This window comes from Nonomuraea sp. NPDC049480 (genome assembly GCF_044465905.1).
Lineage (GTDB): Bacteria > Actinomycetota > Actinomycetes > Streptosporangiales > Streptosporangiaceae > Nonomuraea.
In genome coordinates this window covers 1-19,453 of record NZ_JBITMD010000033.1, presented here as the reverse complement: position 1 = coordinate 19,453, position 19,453 = coordinate 1, and the positions used below count along the sequence as shown (strand labels likewise).

Annotated in this window: 20 protein-coding genes; 8 read left to right on the top strand and 12 right to left on the bottom strand. The window is 71.5% G+C overall.

Annotation, left to right across the window (positions count from 1 at the left end; genetic code table 11):
* Window positions 1-2,130, bottom strand: coding sequence for a SpoIIE family protein phosphatase (locus ACIBX3_RS52545; RefSeq protein ID WP_397128306.1), 2,130 nt, complete (start codon window positions 2,128-2,130; stop codon window positions 1-3).
* 96 nt (window positions 2,131-2,226) lie between these two features.
* Complete coding sequence (locus ACIBX3_RS52540; RefSeq protein ID WP_397128305.1) at window positions 2,227-3,252, bottom strand: alkaline phosphatase PhoX; 1,026 nt, start codon at window positions 3,250-3,252, stop codon at window positions 2,227-2,229.
* A 262-nt stretch (window positions 3,253-3,514) separates the two neighbouring features.
* Between ACIBX3_RS52540 and ACIBX3_RS52535 the strand changes: the two genes are divergently transcribed.
* On the top strand, window positions 3,515-4,501 hold the full coding sequence (locus ACIBX3_RS52535) for a 1-aminocyclopropane-1-carboxylate deaminase/D-cysteine desulfhydrase (RefSeq protein ID WP_397128304.1): 987 nt from the start codon (window positions 3,515-3,517) through the stop codon (window positions 4,499-4,501).
* On the opposite strand, the gene ACIBX3_RS52530 is transcribed toward ACIBX3_RS52535, so the two are convergent.
* On the bottom strand, window positions 4,440-5,168 hold the full coding sequence (locus ACIBX3_RS52530; protein ID WP_397128303.1) for a TylF/MycF/NovP-related O-methyltransferase: 729 nt from the start codon (window positions 5,166-5,168) through the stop codon (window positions 4,440-4,442). The two genes, ACIBX3_RS52535 and ACIBX3_RS52530, sit on opposite strands and share 62 nt — an antisense overlap.
* A 139-nt stretch (window positions 5,169-5,307) precedes the next feature.
* Here ACIBX3_RS52530 and ACIBX3_RS52525 point away from each other — a divergent pair, with 139 nt between their 5' ends.
* Window positions 5,308-5,910: a TlpA family protein disulfide reductase gene (locus ACIBX3_RS52525; protein WP_397128302.1), complete on the top strand. Its 603-nt coding sequence runs from the start codon at window positions 5,308-5,310 to the stop codon at window positions 5,908-5,910.
* Window positions 5,911-5,949: 39 nt separating this feature from the next.
* Window positions 5,950-6,786 (top strand): cytochrome c biogenesis CcdA family protein, encoded by an 837-nt coding sequence (locus ACIBX3_RS52520; RefSeq protein WP_397128301.1) that lies wholly within the window; start codon window positions 5,950-5,952, stop codon window positions 6,784-6,786.
* 12 nt (window positions 6,787-6,798) lie between these two features.
* Here the strand turns inward: ACIBX3_RS52520 and pcaC are convergent, their stop codons facing one another.
* From pcaC to ACIBX3_RS52485, 7 genes are read right to left on the bottom strand one after another with little or no spacing between them, the layout of a single operon-like run.
* Window positions 6,799-7,887 (bottom strand): 4-carboxymuconolactone decarboxylase, encoded by a 1,089-nt coding sequence (gene pcaC / locus ACIBX3_RS52515; protein WP_397128300.1) that lies wholly within the window; start codon window positions 7,885-7,887, stop codon window positions 6,799-6,801.
* Between the two features lie 2 nt (window positions 7,888-7,889).
* A complete protein-coding gene (locus ACIBX3_RS52510) occupies window positions 7,890-9,146 on the bottom strand; it encodes a lyase family protein (RefSeq protein ID WP_397128299.1) in 1,257 nt (418 codons plus the stop codon).
* The gene (pcaG, locus tag ACIBX3_RS52505) at window positions 9,133-9,657 is read right to left on the bottom strand and encodes a protocatechuate 3,4-dioxygenase subunit alpha (RefSeq protein ID WP_397128298.1); all 525 of its coding nucleotides are present in this window, start codon (window positions 9,655-9,657) and stop codon (window positions 9,133-9,135) included. Before pcaG ends, ACIBX3_RS52510 begins: the two co-directional genes overlap by 14 nt.
* On the bottom strand, window positions 9,654-10,406 hold the full coding sequence (gene pcaH / locus ACIBX3_RS52500; RefSeq protein WP_397128297.1) for a protocatechuate 3,4-dioxygenase subunit beta: 753 nt from the start codon (window positions 10,404-10,406) through the stop codon (window positions 9,654-9,656). The genes pcaG and pcaH overlap by 4 nt, the downstream gene beginning before the upstream one ends.
* A gap of 5 nt (window positions 10,407-10,411) precedes the next feature.
* Window positions 10,412-11,557, bottom strand: a complete 1,146-nt coding sequence (locus ACIBX3_RS52495) for a thiolase family protein (RefSeq protein WP_397128296.1) — start codon at window positions 11,555-11,557, stop codon at window positions 10,412-10,414.
* The gene (locus ACIBX3_RS52490) at window positions 11,554-12,183 is read right to left on the bottom strand and encodes a CoA transferase subunit B (RefSeq protein ID WP_397128295.1); all 630 of its coding nucleotides are present in this window, start codon (window positions 12,181-12,183) and stop codon (window positions 11,554-11,556) included. Before ACIBX3_RS52490 ends, ACIBX3_RS52495 begins: the two co-directional genes overlap by 4 nt.
* Entirely contained in the window at window positions 12,180-12,932 is a 753-nt protein-coding gene (locus ACIBX3_RS52485; protein ID WP_397128294.1) for a CoA transferase subunit A, read from the bottom strand. Before ACIBX3_RS52485 ends, ACIBX3_RS52490 begins: the two co-directional genes overlap by 4 nt.
* A gap of 110 nt (window positions 12,933-13,042) precedes the next feature.
* Here ACIBX3_RS52485 and ACIBX3_RS52480 point away from each other — a divergent pair, with 110 nt between their 5' ends.
* Window positions 13,043-14,587: an IclR family transcriptional regulator C-terminal domain-containing protein gene (locus ACIBX3_RS52480; RefSeq protein ID WP_397128293.1), complete on the top strand. Its 1,545-nt coding sequence runs from the start codon at window positions 13,043-13,045 to the stop codon at window positions 14,585-14,587.
* A gap of 338 nt (window positions 14,588-14,925) precedes the next feature.
* Here the strand turns inward: ACIBX3_RS52480 and ACIBX3_RS52475 are convergent, their stop codons facing one another.
* Window positions 14,926-15,510: an ATP-binding protein gene (locus ACIBX3_RS52475; protein WP_397128292.1), complete on the bottom strand. Its 585-nt coding sequence runs from the start codon at window positions 15,508-15,510 to the stop codon at window positions 14,926-14,928.
* 186 nt (window positions 15,511-15,696) lie between these two features.
* On the opposite strand from ACIBX3_RS52475, the gene ACIBX3_RS52470 reads away from it, so the two are divergent.
* The 4 genes from ACIBX3_RS52470 to ACIBX3_RS52455 all read left to right on the top strand — a co-directional run bounded on the left by ACIBX3_RS52470 (window position 15,697) and on the right by ACIBX3_RS52455 (window position 18,076).
* Entirely contained in the window at window positions 15,697-16,302 is a 606-nt protein-coding gene (locus ACIBX3_RS52470; RefSeq protein WP_397128291.1) for a DUF6461 domain-containing protein, read from the top strand.
* Between the two features lie 336 nt (window positions 16,303-16,638).
* On the top strand, window positions 16,639-16,890 hold the full coding sequence (locus ACIBX3_RS52465) for a NucA/NucB deoxyribonuclease domain-containing protein (RefSeq protein WP_397128290.1): 252 nt from the start codon (window positions 16,639-16,641) through the stop codon (window positions 16,888-16,890).
* Window positions 16,891-16,958: 68 nt separating this feature from the next.
* Window positions 16,959-17,615, top strand: a complete 657-nt coding sequence (locus tag ACIBX3_RS52460) for a DUF6461 domain-containing protein (RefSeq protein WP_397128289.1) — start codon at window positions 16,959-16,961, stop codon at window positions 17,613-17,615.
* 269 nt (window positions 17,616-17,884) lie between these two features.
* Complete coding sequence (locus ACIBX3_RS52455; RefSeq protein WP_397128288.1) at window positions 17,885-18,076, top strand: hypothetical protein; 192 nt, start codon at window positions 17,885-17,887, stop codon at window positions 18,074-18,076.
* 50 nt (window positions 18,077-18,126) lie between these two features.
* Here ACIBX3_RS52455 and ACIBX3_RS52450 read toward each other — a convergent pair whose 3' ends face one another.
* Complete coding sequence (locus ACIBX3_RS52450) at window positions 18,127-19,065, bottom strand: sporulation protein (protein ID WP_397128287.1); 939 nt, start codon at window positions 19,063-19,065, stop codon at window positions 18,127-18,129.
* Between the last annotated feature and the right edge of the window lie 388 nt (window positions 19,066-19,453).

The window sequence follows — 19,453 nt, the reverse complement described above, 5'->3', positions numbered from 1 at the left end:
CTACCGGGTCGCGTCGCGCAGGAGCAGCACCGCGATGTCGTCCGCGCGCTGGTCGAGCGCCGCCGGCTCGATGAGGGAGTCCGCCAGGTCGTGCAGGGGCAGGCCGGGGGACAGGACGAAGCGGCCGGCCAGGTCCGCGATGGCGTCGCCCAGGTCGAGCCCGTGCTGCTCGATCAGGCCGTCGGTGTAGAGGGTCAGCACGGATCCGGGCGGCAGGGGCAGGTCCAGGGTGGCGTACTCGGCCTCCGGGTCGATGCCGAGCAGCAGGCCCGGCGAGGTGTCGATGACCCGGGTCGGCACGCCCGGCCGGCCCAGCAGCGGCGGCAGGTGGCCGGCGCTGGCCAGGCAGGCGCTGTGCTTCTCCAGGTCGAGGCTGACGTACAGGCAACTGGTGAACCGGTCCGGCGACAGCTCCATGAGCAGCCGGTTGGTGTGCGTGAGCACCTCGCCCGGGCTGGCGCCGGCCGTGGCGTGGGCGTGGACGGCGGTGCGCACCTGCCCCATGAGGGCCGCGGCGGTGACGTCGTGGCCCTGCACGTCGCCGATGACCGCGGCGGCCATCGTGTCGCTCAGGCGGATCAGGTCGTAGAAGTCGCCGCCGATGTCCATGCCGGGGGTGGCGGGCACGTATCGAGCGGCCCGGTCCAGGCCCGGCATCTCGGGCAGCGTGTGCGGCAGCAGGCTCGACTGCAGGTACTGGGCGAGCTGGTGCTTGACGTCGTAGAGCCGGGCCCGCTCGAACGCCTGCGCGATCAGCCCGGCGAGCGCGGTGAGCGTGGCGCGCTCGTCGGTGCTGAAGTGGTGCGGACGGTCGTAGGCCAGGACGCACGTGCCGATGGGCCGCCCCGAGGTGACCAGCGGCAGGAAGGCCCAGGCCCGCATGTCGTCGGAGGCGACGGCGTCCGGGTAGGTCTGGCGGAGCTCGTCCCAGGTGGAGAAGAAGGCCGGCTTGCCGGCGTCGAACGGGTGCCGCTCGGGCGCCGGGGGGATCGCCGGACGCCCGTCGAACTCGCCGACCGCCTGCCGGCTGTACCCGCGCGAGGCGGCCACCCGCAGCCTGCCGCCCTCGGAGGTGAGGATGGCCAGGGCCTGGACGTCGTAGACGGGCATGACGTGGTCCGCGACGAGGTCGATCACCTCCTGCGCGGTCACCGCCCGGGCCAGGGTGGTCGCCAGGTGCAGCATCTCGTGCAGCGCGATCACCCTGGTGGGCCGGTCGGCCCCGGTCTCCGGGACTCCGGGGGTGCGGTCGGTGGCCGCCGAGGCAGGCGTGATGCGGACGGTGATGCCGGTCATGCCGGGGTAGAACCGGAAGGTCAGCGGCCGTCCCGCCGGGTCGCGGGCGGTGAACGAGGTGACCTGCCGGCCGACGACCGCGGCCCGGTAGCGGTCTTCGTACGCCGGGTCGTCCAGCCACGGCACCGCCTCCCACAGGCGCTTGCCCAGCAGCTCGGAGGAGCAACTGGTGAGCAGGTCCGCGGCCGGCGCGGTGAGCAGGATGACGCGGCCCTCGACGTCCAGCGAGCAGAACCCGTCGGGCAGCCGGTTGAGGGACTCCAGCGCGACCCGCTGCGGGTCCGCGTCGGCGCCGCGCGAGGGCCGGGGATCCAGGACGCGCGGCCGCGGCCCGGGAACGATCGGGCGGCCCTCCTCGGCCGCATGACGGAGCAGCTCCCCCAGCTCCGCGCAGGTCGCGTCCATGATCTTGCGGTGGGCCGGGGAGAGCATGGGCCTGCGGCCGGACGGCCACATCAGCAGGAAGCCGCCCCAGATCGTGTCGCCGGTGCGGATGGGGCAGATCGCCACCGCGAAGTGGTACGGCAATGAGAGAGCCGCCGCGGGGAACTTGCGGGCCATGTGCTCCCGGCCGGACAGCCAGATCATGCGCCGCTCACGCACCGCAGCCGCGACCGGCACGGGATCGTTCTTCCTCACCCTGGCCCACGCCTTCGCGATCGGCGCCGGCAGGCCGAGCTCGGCGTCCATCAGCAGCATCTCGCCGTCCTCGGACAGAAGGTAGACGACGCCTATGTGCGCCCCCGCGCTGGCGACGGCCTCGGCCAGCAGTTCGTCCAGGGGCGACGATCCGGTCGCCGCCGCGCCCGGGCTCGAGGCGGTCTCCTCCCGCACCGCCTCAGCCCATTTCGCCGATCACGTAGCGTGAACAACAAAGCCGCTCGAAACCCCCCATATGGGCAGAATACACGCAGGCTTATGGCAGTTCGATCACATTGTGCAAGCAATGACCATACCGTGACCGGCCTGCAGAGGGCCGCGGTGCCAAGGGCCGCGGATGGCGTACGTGCGGCCCGGCGGGTCCAGCCCGATCAGCCGGTTCACGTTGACCAGTCCGGGAGCCGGCGGATGCGGGTCGGCGTCGGCGGAGCCCGCGTCGTCCTCGCACAGCACGATGCCGCCGCGCGGCGTGAAGGTCAGGTTGTCCGGCGAGTCGAGCTCCCTGCGTCCAGGCGACTCGTACACCAGCACCAGCGTTCCTCCGTCGCGGCGGCCGGGGACGTACTGCCAGACCTGGCCGTAGCCCTCCAGGTAGCCGTCGGCGTTGGCCGGGTCGCCGCCCTCCAGATCGGGGTCGGGGTCGTCGATGGTGACCCACTCGACCGGCAGCCGGGCGCCCATGGTCTGACCCTCGCGGCAGTCGTAGCCGTCGATCCCCCTGATCTTGAGCATCTCCAGGACGCCGCCCGCGGCCAGGTCGCGCGGGTCGCGGGGGCGGAAGCGGTAGAAGCCGTCGGGCCGGCCGGACTCGTCCTCGGTCTCGTAGACGTACCCGGTGCGCGGGTCGACCGCGACCGCCTCGTGGGAGAAGCGGCCCATCGCCGTCAGGGGCTGAGAGGGGGCGGGCCGTCCCGGCTCTGGGCCGTTCAGCGGCACCTCGAAGACGTAGCCGTGCTTGCGCGTCCAGCCCTGGCCCGGGCCCGCGGTCGTCGCCTCGCACGTCAGCCAGCCGCGCTGATGCAACATCCGGCCGCCCGCGCAGTTGACGATCGTGCCGTTGAGACTGACGAAGTGCCGCACCACCCTGCCGTCGCGCAGGTCCACCTCCAGCGTCGTGGTGCCTGCCACGCCGAGCTCGTCGTAGCGCTCCGAGCCCTCGACGTGCACCCGGCCGACCGGCGAGCCGGGGGTGGTGCGGACCTCGTGGTTGCGGATCAGGCGGACGGTGTGGCGGCGGGTGCCGGGGAAGGCGGCCATGCCGTCGTGGGCGATCGGGGTCGCGACGCCGTCGCTCATGGGTGGCCAGGGTCTCGATGGCCAGGCCGCTCGCCAGCACGCCGGCGGTGGTGAGGCCGCGGCCGAGGAACGATCGTCGGTCAAGGTCGGTCAAGGTCGGTCAAGGTCGGTCAAGGTCGGTCATGGCGTTTGCCCTCAGGACAGGATCAGCATGAACGAACGATGACGAAAGCGTAAACGCGCTCTTCTTTTCGGCAAGGACCTATTTCTCGGACGTTCCAGGGTCTTGCCCGCCCTCGCGCGCGGCGGACACGATGGGCCGGTGATCCTTCCCGTCCCCGACACCCCGCTGCACCCGCTGCCGAACCTGGCCAGGCGCCTCGGCATGGACCCCGGCGAGCTGTGGGTCAAGCGGGAGGACCTGACGGGACTGGCCGGGGGCGGCAACAAGGCCCGCAAACTCGCCGCGATCGTCGCCGACGCGGTCGCCCGGGGGTGCGATCACCTCGTGACCGGCGGGGGAGCGCAGAGCAACCACGCCAGGATGACGGCGGCCGCCGCCAACATCGCCGGCCTCGGCTGCGACCTCGTGCTCACGCCCGGGGACGAGAGCGGCAACCTGCTGCTCGACCGGGTGCTGGGGGCCCGCATCCGCGTGCTGGACGGCGGGCCGCTGCCGTACGCCGAGCTCGAGGCCGCCATCGAGGCACGCGCCCGGGAACTGGCCGGGCAGGGGCGCAGGCCGTACGCGATCCCGATCGGCGGGTCCACCGCGCTCGGGGCCGCAGCCTACGCGCCGGTGGCCCGCGAGCTGGCCGAGCGGCTGGACCCGGGGCTCGTCGTGGTGGCCGCCGGCTCGGGCGGCACGCAAGCCGGGCTCGCCGCCGGCTTCGGCGACCACGGCAAGGTCCTCGGGATCGACGTCGGCGCCCGCCCCGGACTGGCCGCGGCGATCGAGGAGCTCGCCGCCGGGGCCGCGGACCACGCCGGACTGCCCGCGCCCACCGGACGGTGCCGGCTGGACCCGGCGCAGGCCGGTGAGGGGTACGGCGTTCCGACGGACGCGGCGCTGGCCGCGCTGCGGGCCGCGGCCCGGGCGGACGCGCTGCTGCTCGACCCCGTCTACACGGCCAAGGCGATGGCCGGCCTGTTCGCCGCGGTCCGCGAGCTGCCGCAGGGCACCCGGGTCGTCTTCGTGCACACCGGTGGCCTGCCCGGGCTGCTCGCCACCCGGTACGCGGACTGGCTCACCAGCGCGACGCCAGCCTCCTCCGCAGCCGGACCGGCGGCAACGGCGGAGCCTTCCTGACCGGCCGCTCGCCGATCACCTGGAACAGCGCCCGCCGGTCCGTCATGCCTCCCTTGCCGCTCGGCTCCCGGCCGAAGAGTGCGACCAGCGCCGCCCGGGTCCCGGACCACTCGCTCCACTTCGTGAACGCGCGGTACTCGGCGGGATCCTCGCCGCAGAACTCGTCGAACAGCAGCAGGCACCCGTCGGAGAGCAGCGGCGTCACCCACTCCAGCGCGCACTCCGTGGCCGACTCCAGGTCGGCGTCGAAGTGGACCAGGCTCACCCGCCCCACCTCGGAGGCGAGCTCCGGCGTCAGCGAGTCCTCGAAGAACCCCTCGACGATCCGCACCCCCTTCAGCCGCGGCACCGGCGTCGCGAACGTGCCCGCCGCCAGGTTCTCGTAGCCCTCGGGCAGCCCGCGGAACGAGTCGCAGGCGTAGATCCGCTTCCCTCGCTGCCGGCGGTCCCACAGCCGGGACCTCCACAACTCGTCCCTGATCACTCTGGTGGAGTGGCCCTTCCAGACGCCGAACTCCACGATGTGGCCCGGCACGGACCGGGACAGCTGGACGGACAGCTCCAGCACCTGGGCGCGGGAGGGAAATGTGACCCGGTCCCTGAGCTCCGGCCAGTCGCCGGGGGCGCCCCGTAACCAGGTCTCGTCGAGCGGCAGGATGTCGGCCATGGGAGTACCCCCGTGTCTTTGACGACCGCGTACCGCACGATGGAAGCAGCGGCGGCGCCGTGCCCACCACGCAAAAGGACGCACCTGCGTCACCGGCTCGTAAGGATTCGTCCCGCCGGGCCCTCCTACGCTTGGACGCATGCTGACAGTACGAATGGCGGCCGCGCTGGTGACGGCGGCCCTGCTGGCCACCGCCTGCGGCGGGCAGGGGACCGCCCCGGCCGGCGGCGCGACGACCGAGGCCCAGGCGACCTCGGCGGCCCCGCCCGCGACGACCGCGCCGGCCACCACCGCGCCTCCGGCATCCGGCGAGCCCGCCCCCGAGAAGGCGGCGGTCCCCGAGGCGTTGAAGTTCTCCGCCAAGACACTCGAAGGCAAGACGTTCCAGGGCGAGAGCCTGGCCGGGCGGCCCGTGGTCTTCTGGTTCTGGGCGCCGTGGTGCCCCAAGTGCATGTCCGAGGCGCCGCACGTCAAGGCCGCGGCCGCCGAGTACGGCGACGTCGCCTTCGTCGGCGTGGCCGGGCTGGACACCGAGGCGGCGATGAAGGAGTTCGTCCAGCGCACGGGCACGGACGGCTTCACCCAGCTGTCGGACGAGAAGGGCGCCGTGTGGACGAAACTGGGCGTCAGCGCCCAGTCCACGTTCGTGTTCATGAAGCCCGACGGCACCACCGCGAAGGCGTCGGGACCGCTCGGCGAGAAGCAGCTGGACGACCTCGTCCGCGCGCTGCGCGATGGGTAGCGCGGCGGTGCCCGCGCCCGGCGGCGGGCGAGCGCCCGCGTGAGCCCTTCCGACCTGCCCCTCGCCCTGGCGCTCACCGCCGGGACGGTGGCCGCGTTCAACCCGTGCGGCTTCGCCATGCTGCCCGCCTACCTCACGCTGCTGATCACCGACGACGCGGGCCGCCGCGGGCCTCTCGCGCGGGCGCTGGTCCTGTCGGGCGCCATGACGGCCGGGTTCGTCACGGTCTTCGGCCTGTTCGGGCTGGCCGTCACCGCGCTGGCGGTGTCGGCGGGCCGTTATCTGCCCTGGGTGACGATCGTCATCGGGGTGGCGCTGACCGGGCTCGGCGTCTGGCTGCTGTCCGGCCGCGAGCTGCTGCTGCGCCTGCCCGGGCTCGCCACCGGCCGCCCCACGAGCTCGCCCCTGTCCCTGTACGGCTACGGGCTGTCGTACGCGGTGGCCTCCCTTTCCTGCACCGCCGGGCCGTTCCTCGCGGTCACCTCGGCCTCGCTGTCGGGCGGCGGGCTGCTCGGCGGGCTGGCCGCGTTCGTGGCGTACGCGGCCGGCATGGGCCTGGTCGTGGCCGCGCTGTCGCTGGCCGTGGCGCTCGCCCACGCCGCCGCGGTGGCCAGGCTGCGGCGGCTGCTGCCGTACGTGTCCAGGACCGGCGGGGCGCTGCTGGTCCTGGCGGGCCTGTACGTCACGTACTACGGCTGGTACGAGCTACGCGTCCTGTCCGGACAGCCCGCCGGCGACCCGGTCGTGGACACCGCGACCGTCGTGCAGGGCTGGATCACCGATCGGCTTTCCGCCGTGAGCCCCGGCTGGCTCGTCCTCGCGCTCGCGCTCCTGTCCGCGGGCGGGCTCGCGCTGCGGCGGATCCGCCGGTCATGATTCCTTGAAGGGTCACTCCTCCAGGACGCGCTGGGCGACGGCGAAGGCGGCGTTGGCCGCGGGCACGCCGCAGTAGACGGCCGTCTGCAGGAGCACCTCGCCGATCTCGTCCGGGGTCAGGCCGTTGCGGAGCGCGGCGCGTACGTGCATGGCCAGCTCGTCCAGGTGGCCGTGCGCCACGAGCGCGGTCAGGGTGACGCAGCTGCGGGCACGCCGGTCCAGGCCCGGCCGGGTCCAGATCTCGCCCCACGCGTAGCGGGTGATGAAGTCCTGGAAGTCCCTGGTGAACGGGGTGGTGCGGGCGATCGCCCGGTCCACGTGCGCGTCACCGAGCACCTCGCGCCGCACCCGCATGCCGGGTGTGGCGGGCAGGTGGGCGAGGAGCGCGGCAGTGACGCGTTCGGGCTGGTCGGCGTTGGCCAGATGGGCGGCGCCGGCCAGCTCCACGAGTGTGGCGCCGGGGATGCCGTCGGCCAGCTGCCTGGCGTGCACGGGCGGCGTCGCCGGGTCGTCCCGCCCGGCCACGACCAGGGTGGGGGCTTTGACTTCGGCCAGCGCGGCGCGCAGGTCGTAGGCCGACAGGGCGTCGCAGCAGGCCGCGTACGCCTCGGGGTCGGCTGCGGCCAGGTCGTCCAGCAACGCCTGGTCGGCCGGGCCGGCGAACCAGCGTTTGGCCGTGGCTTCCAGCAGCGGTCCCGTGCCCTCGTCGCGGACCAGCCGGGCCCGGTCCCGCCACGCCTGCGGCTCGCCGAACCTGGCCGAGGAGCAGATCATCGCCAGCGACCGCAGCCGCCCGGGGTGGCGGACCGCCAGCGTCGCGCCGATCGCGCCGCCGATGGAGACGCCCGCGTAGTGGAAGGTGTCGAAGCCCTGCGCGTCCGCCACCTCCAGCACCATCCGCGCCAGGTCGTCGACGGTGAGTGCCGCGCCGTGGCCGGGCGGGGGCGACCCGCCGTGGCCGGGCAGGTCGAATCTGAGCACCCGGAAGGTCCGCGCGAGCGCGGCCAGCTGCGACTCCCACAACCGCAGGGAGGTGCCGAGCGACGGCCCGAGGATCAGCGGTTCCCCGCTCTCCGGGCCGTCCAGCCGGTGCTGCAACATCGTCACTCCTCTTCCAGAGCCCGGTCGACGAGGGCGCCGGCGGAGCCGGTCGATCCGGACAGGGTCAGGTTGGCGCGCATGCGCTCCGGATGCACCCGCAGGTCCGCGACCAGCTCGGCGGCGTCGCGGGCGGCCCCGGCCACCAGTCGGAGCGCCTCGCGCAGCGGCTGCCACTCGGCGTGCCAGGCGCCGGAGGGGCGCTCGTCCTCGGCGGCGAGGGAGCCGTACAGGATGGCGGCCAGCGCGGGGACCTGGCGGGCCGCGGCGGCGATCATCGCGGACCTGACCGGGTTGTGCTTGTGCGGCATGGACGACGAGCCGCCGCCCACGCCCTCGGACAGCTCGCCGATCTCGGTACGCGACAGCACCAGCACGTCGGCGGCCATCTTGCCCAGCGCGCCGGCCGCGAACGCCAGCGCCCCGCCCAGGTCGGCGACGGGCGTCCGCAGGACATGCCACGGCAGGACCGGCTCGGCCAGCCCGGCCTCGGCCGCGAACCGCCCGAGGAGCCGCAACCCCAGCTCCTCATCCGGCCACCCGGCGCCCCCGCCCCGGCCCTGGGCACGGTCGCCTTCGTGCGCGTTGACGCCGCCGCCCGCCGATGGAGCGGCATCCACGGCCTGCCCTGGGCCGGTGCCCAGGGGCTCGGGACGGAAGGCCGCCAGCGTGCCGGCGGCGCCGCCGAGCTGCGCCGGGAGCGCCACCCGCGCATCGCGCAGCCGGGCCAGGGCGTCGGCGGCCAGCTTGCGCCACCCGGCCGCCTTGAGCCCGAAAGTCGTCGGCACCGCCTGCTGGGTGAGCGTCCGCGCGGCCATCGGGGTGTCCCGGTGCTCGGCCGCCAGCCGGGCGAGGTCGGCCACGACCCGCTCGACGTCCTCCAGGACCGGTCCCAGAGCACGGTACGAGACCAGCATGAGCGCCGTGTCCATGATGTCCTGGCTGGTCGCCCCCCGATGGACGTATGCGCCATACGGCTCCGCGGCCTTGCGGAGGTCCTGCACCAGCGGAATCACCGGGTTCCCCCCGGAACGCGCCCGCCGGGCCAGCCCCGCCGGATCGAACGCCTCCACCCGCGCGGCGGCGGCCACGGCACCGGCCGCCTCCCGCGGCGCCAGCCCGAGCGCCGCCTGCGCCCGCGTCAGCGCCACCTCGGCGTCCAGCATGGCCCGCAGGACGGCGACGTCCCCGGTCTCCTCCGCCGCGCCCCGCATGGGGGACAGCAGCCCGAGGTCCGCGCCGGACGGATCACCCGAAGTCAAGAAAGACCGTCTCCTTCTCGCCCTGCAGATGGATGTCGAACCGGTAGAAGTCCTCGCGCTCCCGCACCGCCACCAGCGTGTCCCTGCGATGCGGCGGCAGCCCGTCGAGGAAGGGGTCCTGGCCGAAGTAGACGCGGGTGTACAGGTGGTGGAGCAGGCCGCGGGCGAACACGCACACGCTGATGTACCCGTTCCCCGGCATGAGCGTGCGCAACGCGTACCGGCCGTCCGCGTCGGTCGGCACCCGCCCGAACCCGGTGAAGTCGAGCCCGTGCCGCCCGATGACGGCCCCGGTCACCGGGTCCCGCCGCAGCGTCCCCGGCGCGCCCGACAGGTCCCCGGACGGGCCGGCCTGCCAGAACTCCAGCAGCGCGTCCGGCACCGGGTCGCCCGCCCCGTCGTACACGTACCCCTGGACGGTGATCCCGCCGGGAGCGAGGTCGCCGCCGCCGGGGAACGGCAGCGCGTAGCCGTAGAACGGGCCCACGGTCTGCGAAGGCGTCGGCTTCATCGGCCCTCCTCCATCCAGGTCGCCGCCGGACCGTCGAGCACGATGTCCCACCGGTAGCCCAGAGACCACTCGGGCACGGACAGGTCGTGCTCGTACGCGGCCACCAGCCGCTGCCTGGCCTGCTCGTCGGTCACCGACCGCAGCACAGGGTCGTACGCGAACAGCGGGTCGTTCGGGAAGTACATCTGCGTGACCAGCCGCTGCGTGAACGCCGTGCCGAACACCGAGAAGTGGATGTGCGCCGGCCGCCAGGCGTTGACGTGGTTGCGCCACGGGTACGCGCCCGGCTTGATCGTGGTGAACGCGTAGCGGCCCTCGTCGTCGGTCAGGCAGCGGCCCACGCCGGTGAAATTGGGGTCGAGCGGCGCCGGATGGTCGTCGCGCTGGTGCAGGTAGCGGCCGGAGGCGTTGGCCTGCCAGACCTCCACCAGCTGGCCGCGCACCGGCTTCCCGGCGCGGTCGAGCACCCGCCCCTGCACGGTGATCCGCTCGCCCAGCGGATCGCCGAGGTGCTGCTTGGTCAGGTCCGCGTCGTGCGCGGTGACGTCGGTGACGCCGAAGACGGGACCGGCCAGTTCGGCCGCCTCCGGGTCCTTCACCGCGATCAGCGGCTGCTTGGGGTGGCGCAGCACGCTGCTGCGGTAGGGGGCGAAGTCGCGCGGCGGGTGGTTCGCCTCCTCTCCGTCGTGGGCCTTGTGCAGCTCGGCGATCTCGCGGTCGATGTCGGATTGGGTGAGGGGTGGGGTCATAGCGGCTACCTTTCCAGTACGACGGCCAGGCCCTGGCCGACGCCGATGCAGAGACAAGCCAGGCCGGTGCCGGAGCCGGCCGCCGCCAGGCGGTGGGCCACGGTCCCGGTGATGCGGGCGCCGGAGGCGCCGAGGGGGTGGCCGAGCGCGATCGCGCCGCCGTTCGGGTTGACGAGGGCGGGGTCGAGATCGGGCAACTCGGCCAGGCAGCCGAGGACCTGGGCGGCGAAGGCCTCGTTCAGCTCGACGGTGGCCAGGTCGCCGAACGTCTTCCCGGCCTTGGCGAGAGCCCGGTTGGCGGCCTCGACCGGGCCGAGGCCGAAGTAGCGGGGCTCGAGGGCACTGGCGGCCCCGGCGACGATCCGGGCCAGGGGCTCACGGCCGCGCAGCCCGGCCTCGTCGGTGAGCAGCAGCGCCGCCGCGCCGTCGTTGAGCGGCGAGGAGTTGCCCGCGGTGACCGTGCCGCCCTTGCGGAAGACGGGCTTGAGCCGGGCCAGCGCCTCCGGCGAGGTGTCCTCGCGGATGCCCTCGTCCCTGGTCAGATCCCCGACGGGGACGATCTCGCGGCCGAAGGACGCCTTGGCCGCCTTCTGGTGGCTGGCCAGCGCGTACGCGTCCTGCTCCTCCCGCGTGATGCCGTGCTTGTCGGCGATCAGCTCGGCGCCCTCGCCGAGCGGCACGGTGTGCTCGGCCGGCATCTTCGGGTTGACCAGCCGCCAGCCGAGCGTCGTGGAGACCAGCTCCTGCCCGCCCGCGGGGAAGGCCCGGTCCGGCTTGGGCAGCACCCACGGGGCGCGGGTCATCGACTCCACGCCGCCGGCGATCACGGTGGACGCGTCGCCCAGCGCGATCATCCGGTACGCCTGGATGACGGCCTCCATGCCGGAGCCGCACAGCCGGTTCACGGTCGCGCCCGGCGTGGTCACCGGCAGGCCGGCCAGCAGCGCGGCCATGCGGGCGACGTTGCGGTTCTCCTCGCCGGCGCCGTTGGCGTTGCCGAAGACGACCTCGTCGGGGGCCTCGACGTCGTTGCGCTCGGCGATCGCCGCGACGACGTGCGCGGCCAGGTCGTCGGGGCGGACGCGGGCCAGGGCCCCGCCGTGCCTGCCGAAAGGCGTGCGGACGGCGTCCACGACGTACACGGTGTTCATGCCAGCACCTCGGCTTCCGTACGCTCGCGCAGCTCCGCCACGCTCACTCCCGGCGCGGTCTCCACCAGGCGCAGCCCGTCCTCGGTGACGTCGAGCACGCCCAGGTCGGTGATGATCCGGTGCACGCACGCCTTCCCGGTGAGCGGCAGCGCGCACTCCTTGACGATCTTCGGTGACCCGTCCTTGGCGGTGTGGTCCATGATCACGATGACCTTCCGGGCGCCGTGGACGAGGTCCATCGCCCCGCCCATGCCCTTGACCAGCTTCCCCGGAACCATCCAGTTAGCCAGGTCGCCGCCGGCCGACACCTGCATCGCGCCCAGCACCGCCACGTCGATGTGCCCGCCGCGGATCATGCCGAACGACAGCGACGAGTCGAAGAACGCCGCCCCGTCCCGCACGGTCACCGTCTCCTTGCCCGCGTTGATCAGGTCGGGGTCGACCTCGTCCTCGGCAGGGTAGGGGCCGACGCCGAGGATGCCGTTCTCCGAGTGCAGGATCACGTCCACGTCGTCCGCCAGGAAGGACGGGATGCGGGTGGGCAGTCCGATGCCCAGGTTGACGTAGTCGCCGTCGCGCAGCTCGGCCGCAGCCCGGGCCACCATCTCGTCACGCGTCCAGCTCATGGGCGGACCGTCCTCTTCTCTATGCCCTTGTCCGAGGCCTGCTCGGGGGTCAGCGGCAGGATCCGCTGGACGAAGACGCCGGGCAGGTGGACCTCGTCGGGGTCCAGCTCCGTCAGCTCCTCGACCTCGGCGATCGTGATCCGGCCGGCCATCGCGGCGAGGGGGTTGAAGTTCCGGGAGGCCTTGTTGAAGACCAGGTTGCCGTGCCGGTCGCCCTTCGCCGCCCGTACCAGCGCGAAGTCCGTCGTGATGCCGTACTCCAGGACGTACTGCCGGCCGTCGAACTCGCGCACCTCCTTCGGCGGCGAGATGACCGCGACCGAGCCGTCGGGGTTGTGGCGCAGCGGCAGGCCGCCGTCGGCCACCGGGGTGCCGACCCCGGCCGGGGTGTAGAAGGCGGGGATGCCGCTGCCGCCCGCGCGCAGCCGCTCGGCCAGGCTGCCCTGCGGGGTCAGCTCCACCTCCAGCTCGCCGCCGAGATATTGACGGGCGAACTCCTTGTTCTCGCCGATGTACGACGCCGTCACGTGGGCGATGCGCCCGGCCGCGAGCAGCACGCCGAGTCCGCCGCCGTCGACGCCGCAGTTGTTCGACACGACCGAGATACCGGTCACCCCGGTGTTGTAGAGGGTCTGGATCAGCACGTTGGGGATGCCGCTGAGGCCGAAGCCGCCGACCGCGAACGACGCGCCGTCCCGCACGCCCGCCAGCGCTTCCTCGGCGGTCGCGACCACCTTGTCTCTCCGCACGACGCTCCATTCACCGGAGGTAGTGTTCGCATAGTGAACTTTTGTCCACTATTGTGTGGTCGAGTATCTGTAATGAGGGCGTTCCTGTCAAAGGATCTCGAGGTGGGGCGATGGAATCGGCCGGAACCCTGGAGCGCGGCCTGAGCGTGCTGCGCGTCCTGGCCGCCGACCCGCGCCGGCGCATGGCCGCCGGCGACCTGGTCCGCGCGACCGGCCTGGCCAGGTCCACGGTGGACCGCGTGCTGGCCACGTTCGCGCACCTCGGCTACGTCGGGCTGGACGACCGGAACGTACGGCTCGCGCCGCGGCTGATGGAGCTGGGGGAGGCGTACCTCGCCTGCGGCGGCCTGCGTGATGTGCTGTCCCCGCAGGCCGGGCGGCTGGCCGAGGACCTGGACGAGTCGGTGTCGCTGGCGGTGCGGGACGGCGACGCGGTGCGCTTCATCGGCCAGTTCACCCGGCGGCGCACCATGTCCGTGGCCTTCCGGGTCGGCGACCTGCTGCCCGCCGACCGGTGCGCGGCCGGTCTCGCCCTGCTCGGCCCGCCGGCGACGTGGGCCGAGGATGACCAGCTCATCGAGCCTGGGCTGGTGGCGGTCGCGGTGCCCGTACGGGACCGGGACGGCGAGCCCGTGTGCGCGGTCAGCGTGGTCAGCCACACCAGCAGGCACACCGCCGCCGGCCTGCGCGAGCACGCCCTGCCCCGGCTGCTCGAGACCGTCGCGGAAATGGAGTCGGCGCTGGCCCGCCGTGCCTCCGGGCCCGGCCACGACGCCGCCGTGGCCCGCCGCGACGCCGCTCCCGAGTCGCGCCAGGCCGCCGCCGCCGAGGACCTCTCACGGGCCGCCAAGAAGGAGCTGGGCGCGGGCTACCTGCAGTCCCTGGCCCGCGGCCTGGCCGTGATGGTCGCGCTCGGCACCCCTGGCGGCGCCACCATGGCCGACGCCGCCAGGGCCACCGGGCAGCCACGGGCGACCGTGCGCCGCGCCATTCAGACCCTGGAACGGCTCGGCTACGTGGCCGCCGACGGCACACTCCGCTTCGTCCTGCTGCCCAAGGTCCTGGAGCTCGGGTACGCCCACCTGTCCGGACGTGCCTTCCGCGCCGTCGTGCAGCCGCACCTGGCGGACCTGGTGGCCCGCGTCCACGAGTCGGCCTCGGTCGCCGTGCTGTCCGGCGACGACATCGTCTACCTTGCCCGCGTCCCGACCGAGCGCATCATGAGCGTGGACATCACCGTCGGCACCCGCTTCCCCGCGTACGCGACCTCGATGGGCCGGGTGCTGCTCGCCTCCCTGCCGGAGGAGCGGCTGGACGGCATCACCCCGAGGCCGCTGTCCCGCCACACCATCACCAGCACCGCCGACCTGAAGGCCGCGGTCCGGCAGGCCGCCGCGGACGGCTACGCCCTAGTCGACCAGGAACTGGAGGAGGGGGTGCGATCGCTCGCGGTCCCCATCCGGGACCGCGCCGGCCGGGTGGTCGCCGCCGTCAACGTCGCCACACACGTCAGCCGCGCCACCCCCGCCGACCTGGTCCGCGACGTTCTGCCCGCGCTCCGGGAGGCGGCGGCACGCATGGAGGCAGACCTGGCGTACGTCCACGGCCCCGCCTGGAACGGCGCCCTGCCCGAGGCCGCCAGGCTGGGCCGCTGACCCGTCAGCGGGGTCGCGCCGGCGCCACCGTTCGTCGGCATGCGTAACATAAATGGGCCTCGCCGGTGAGGATCTTCTTCCACATGTGTTCTGCCACCTGGCGGCGCCACGGACCGGCGTATGCCTTCTGTGGAAACATGGCTTGGTCCGTGCGGCGGATCCGATAGTTGCCGCCCGACGCCAGCAACTCGTAAAAGATTGTGCGGCATGAGCAGGTGTATTCGAGAGTTCGGCTATGAGACGGGTTGTCCGCGGTCCACTTGAGGGGAGACGTTTGGGCGTCAGCCCGGCGTGGCGGGTGTGGAGCGAGCCCGGGGCATGGCCATTGGTCCGTCAGATCAGAAGGCCTCATCCGAGCCCCCAACCGCCAGTCTCGACCATACGGTCTTTCCGCCGGTCAGCGGATACCGCGTCCCCCACTGAATGCTGAGGTGCTCGACCAGGAACAATCCGCGTCCACCTTCATCGTCGAGCGTGCTCTCATATCGTGTCGGCCGGGCGTTCCTCGTGTCCCATACTTCAATGAGCAGCTCACTCGCCAGCGAATACAGGCAGAGGCAGACCACCTCCATGCGGTCATGAATTTCGGGATAGCGAGCCTGCTGCGGAATAATATTGGTCGCCTTTATCGCGTTGGTGACCAGCTCGCTCACCACTAGTTCGGCATCGTTCATCACAGCCATAAGCCGCCATTTTTGCAGAAGCAGTCTTGTATGCAGCCGCGCCGTGGCAACGGATGAAACCATGGCGGGGAGTGGGATACAACTCGCGAAGGAGTCTCTCGCAGCCAAGGTCTTCTGGAGCATCGCGTCTCGCTGCCCGCTGCGCCCCGCCGCCTGGCTGCGCGACCGGTACGCGGGCACAGCTTCGTGCCCCTCATGGCGGAAGATTGTCGGCTTCGGTGCTCCGCCACCGTTACTCATATGGCATGCCTCCTCTCTGGCTGACAGCCCCGCAAGAGAAGCCAAGCAAGGTGGCGTTGTCAGTTCCAGAGCAGCTTCGGCGCGCGGATGTGGCAGAAATGAGGCACCGTGCAAGTAGCCACCCACGGAACAGGTGCCGGACCGCATGGTCGGGCACCTGTTCCGCCGTCTTGTGGAAAGGATCCCGTGCCTCATCCGACCGATCTGTACGACCTGCTGGTCTCCTTCGATCTCGACAGCGAGGAATACTCGGGCTTCCACTTGGTGTGGGCGGAGGGAATGGGTGCCAACGAGTTGTGCCGCCGTTTGGGCGGCGACCCGGCCAGCGCGTTCCGGTGCGACATCGACAACCTGGCGCGACCCGAGGCCGAGCCGGGTCCCGGCATGTGGGCTGGCACGGCCAACGGCTGGGCACAGGCCCTAGTGTTCAACCTGTACACCTCGCCGAAGTCCTTCCTCCAGGAAGTGTCGCGCGGCACACGAGCACTCAGCATCAAATGCGGTTACGAGAATCACCTTCTCCACTGGGCGGTGGACGGCACCATCGTCACGATCCTCGCCATCGCCTGGCCGAGCGAGCGAGGAGGAGTCGATCCGCACGCACTCGACGCGCTCATGGAGGGACTTGCCTTCCAGTTGGACAACCCAGATGACGACGGTATCGAGAACCCCGTGACTATCGAGGTCAGCGTCACTTCCGCCCTACGGTTGGCAGGCCGGATCACCGGGCGTGAGATCGATGCGAAATGGCTGAACGCCGTGCACAGCAATTACTCACTCAAGCAGAGCTGACCGCGAAAGCGTGCTGATGCCGGACGTGGAGGTGGCGTGAGCGTTTCGTAACAGGAACAGTATGTTCCGTGAGCAGGCGGCCCTGCATGCCCAGGCCAGTTGACCGTGCAGTGTATGGCGAACCGCCGTATGAGTGGGGAGGGGAGCATGCCGATGTGTTCGTGGCGTGCTTTGCCGATTATCATGCCTGGATATTCGAAAGCAATGCCAAGGTGCCTCTGTGGGTCAAGCCAGAAATTGAGCGGGTTCCGAGCAGACGCGATCCTCTCGTACCCACCGTCTGTTGCGACAGCACGCGGACGGGAAGAAGATGCGAGGCGAAATCGGTAGTGGGCCATGAAAGCCTGCCTGGCCCACTATCCGGGTTGGCCTCGGCGAGATCAGGAGTGCGATGAGTTCCCGTTCGCTTCCACGAAGGAGGGCGCCGGCGACGGGCTGCTGGTCAATGGCAAGCGGCTACGCTTCGAGAACGCCTCGGCGCGTGCCGTCAAGACGGCACATAACCAGGTGGCCGGACGGGATCTCTGGCTCTTCTATGCTCGTTATCGAGTGGTGAATAGCAGCAAGTTCTGGGTCAGCGTCAAGTAGCCACCCACGGAACAGGTGCCGGACCGCATGGTCGGGCACCTGTTCCGCCGTCTTGTGGAAAGGATCCCGTGCCCCATCCGACCGATCTGTACGACCTGCTGGTCTCCTTCGATCTCGACAGCGAGGAATACTCGGGCTTCCACTTGGTGTGGGCGGAGGGAATGGGTGCCAACGAGTTGTGCCGCCGTCTGGGCGGTGACCCGGCCAGCGCGTTCCGGTGCGACATCGACAACCTGGCGCGACCCGAGGCCGAGCCGGGTCCCGGCATGTGGGCCGGCACGGCCAACGGCTGGGCACAGGCCTTACTGTTCGGCCTTTACCCTTCACCGCTGTCCTTCCTCCAGGAAGTGTCGCGCGGCACGCGAGCGCTCAGCGTCAAATGCGGCTACGACAACTACCGCCTCGACTGGGCGATCGACGGGGTCGTCGTCACCTGCTTCCTCATCGACTGGCCTGCCGAGCGAGGAGGCACAGACCCGCACGCCCTCGACCCACTCATGGAAGGACTGTTCTTCCAGTTGGACAACCCAGATGACGACGGTATCGAGAATCCCGTGACCATCGAGGTAAGCGTCACATCCGCGCTACGGCTGGCAGGCCGGATCACCGGGCGCGAGATCGACGCGAAATGGCTGAACGCCGTGCACAGTTGCTACTCGCGCAGATCGAGCGGACCACCCGAGCTTGCTGATGTCGGACGTGGAGGTGGCGTGAGCGCTTCGTAACAGGAACAGCATTGTCCGTGAGCAGGCGGCCCCGCATGCCCGGGCCAGTTGACCGTGCAGTGTATGGCGAACCGCCGTATGAGTGGGGAACGGAACACGCCGATTTGTTCGTGGCGCGTTTTGCCGTCCAATGCCGGCAGCAGGGTCTCGCCCTGGTGGAAGCCCGCCGCGGGAGACAGCTTGTGGGCCTGGGCCATGAGCACGGGATGGCCCGGTCGTACCTGGGCGTTGGCCGAACTGCTGGTGCCCGCCCACGGTGACGGCGCCACGTGGCGCAAACCATCCACGACCTGCTGCTCACCGGCGGACCCGAAGAACCAGCCACCTTGGCCGTGCTGCCTGCGGCGACTCCGCGTGGCCGACACCGCAGCATCGACTGGATCGAGCTCGCCGTCCAGGTCGAGCCGGCGGCCTCCGATGTGTCGCTGACGGCGGGCATGTACGTCGAACTCCGCGGCTGAACCGTGAAAAGGCGGCCACGGGACGGACCCGTGGCCGCGCGCCGACCGGGTTACCAGCCGCCGCCTTCGTCGCCCTCGAAGGCCTCCTCCACGACCTCCTCGACGATCTCACCCGCCACGAGACCGCCCACCACGCCAGCGGCGCCGGCTGCGGCCACCGCGCCCAGCCCCCCGCCGTGGCCCTGGTAGTCGTGGTGGCCGCCGTGGCCGTAGCGGGACAGGTCGTACTGGGACAGGCCGGACAGCCAGCGGCCGATCTCGCCGGCCCAGTCGGTCCGCAGGGCGTCGTCGTGGCTGACCGCGAAATGACCGATCGCGTCCCCGGAGTAGCGGCCGGCGCGCTTGTCGGCCTCCAGGACCACCGTCAGCCCGGACGGGGTGGCGACGAACGTGACCTCGACCTCGCCCACGACCCCGCGCTGCTGAGCCGGCGGGTGGAACTCGATCTCCTGGTAGAACGGCAGCTCCTGGTCCACCCCGTACAACCGCCCGACCTCGAGGTCGGCGGACTTGAACCCGAAGCCGAGGTCCAGGAACGCCTCCAGGATCCGCAACTGCGACGGCAGCGGCTCGACGGCGATCATGTCGAGGTCGCCCTTGTCGACGGCCTTGGCGATGGCCAGCTCGGTGCGCACGCCCACCTTCATGCCGGTCAGCGGCTGCCCGCCGATCTCGCTGATCGGCGCCTCCCACGGCACCGGGATCGTGAACGTGACGACGCGGTCCTCGCCCTTGCGCAGCGTGAACGGCCCGGAGACCTGGGCGCGGGAGAACTCGCTCATCCCGGCGCTCTCCATGTCGCCGTGCTCGATCTCCACCCGGGCCACCAGGCCGAGGGTGATGTGCTCGATCTCGGCGTCGAAGTCGCCGCCCTTGAGCCGTACCTCGCCCTCCAGCGTGCCGCCCGGCCGGGTGCGCGGCGTGGACAGGACGGTGTCCACCGAGGGTGCGCCGACACCGAAAGCACCCAGCATCCGTTTGAAGACCACAGGTCTGTTCTCCTGTCGAACTGTCGAAGATCGGTTGTGTGCCGCCGACCTCAACGATCGGTGTCCGGAGTGAGTTCCACACCCGGTCGGCGAAGCAGCGCATGGAGTCGCGCAGCAGGTCGGCGGCCTCCTCGGGCGCGGCGCGGCGGCGGCGGGCACCACCATGCGGATGGTCTTGTCCGGCGGCGTGAAACCCTGGCGGTCCGAGTCGAACCAATCGAATCTGTCACCACTCGATGGCACACTGTGACGGTGCCCAAGACCAAGTACTTCAACACCACCGGACCGTGCGACAAGGCCACGTAGTTAAGTGGCGGGGTCGGCTGTCAATTCGGGCGTTCGGTCAGTTGGTGGCGTATTTGGCGTCAGGGAGTAGTGCCCGGGGGAT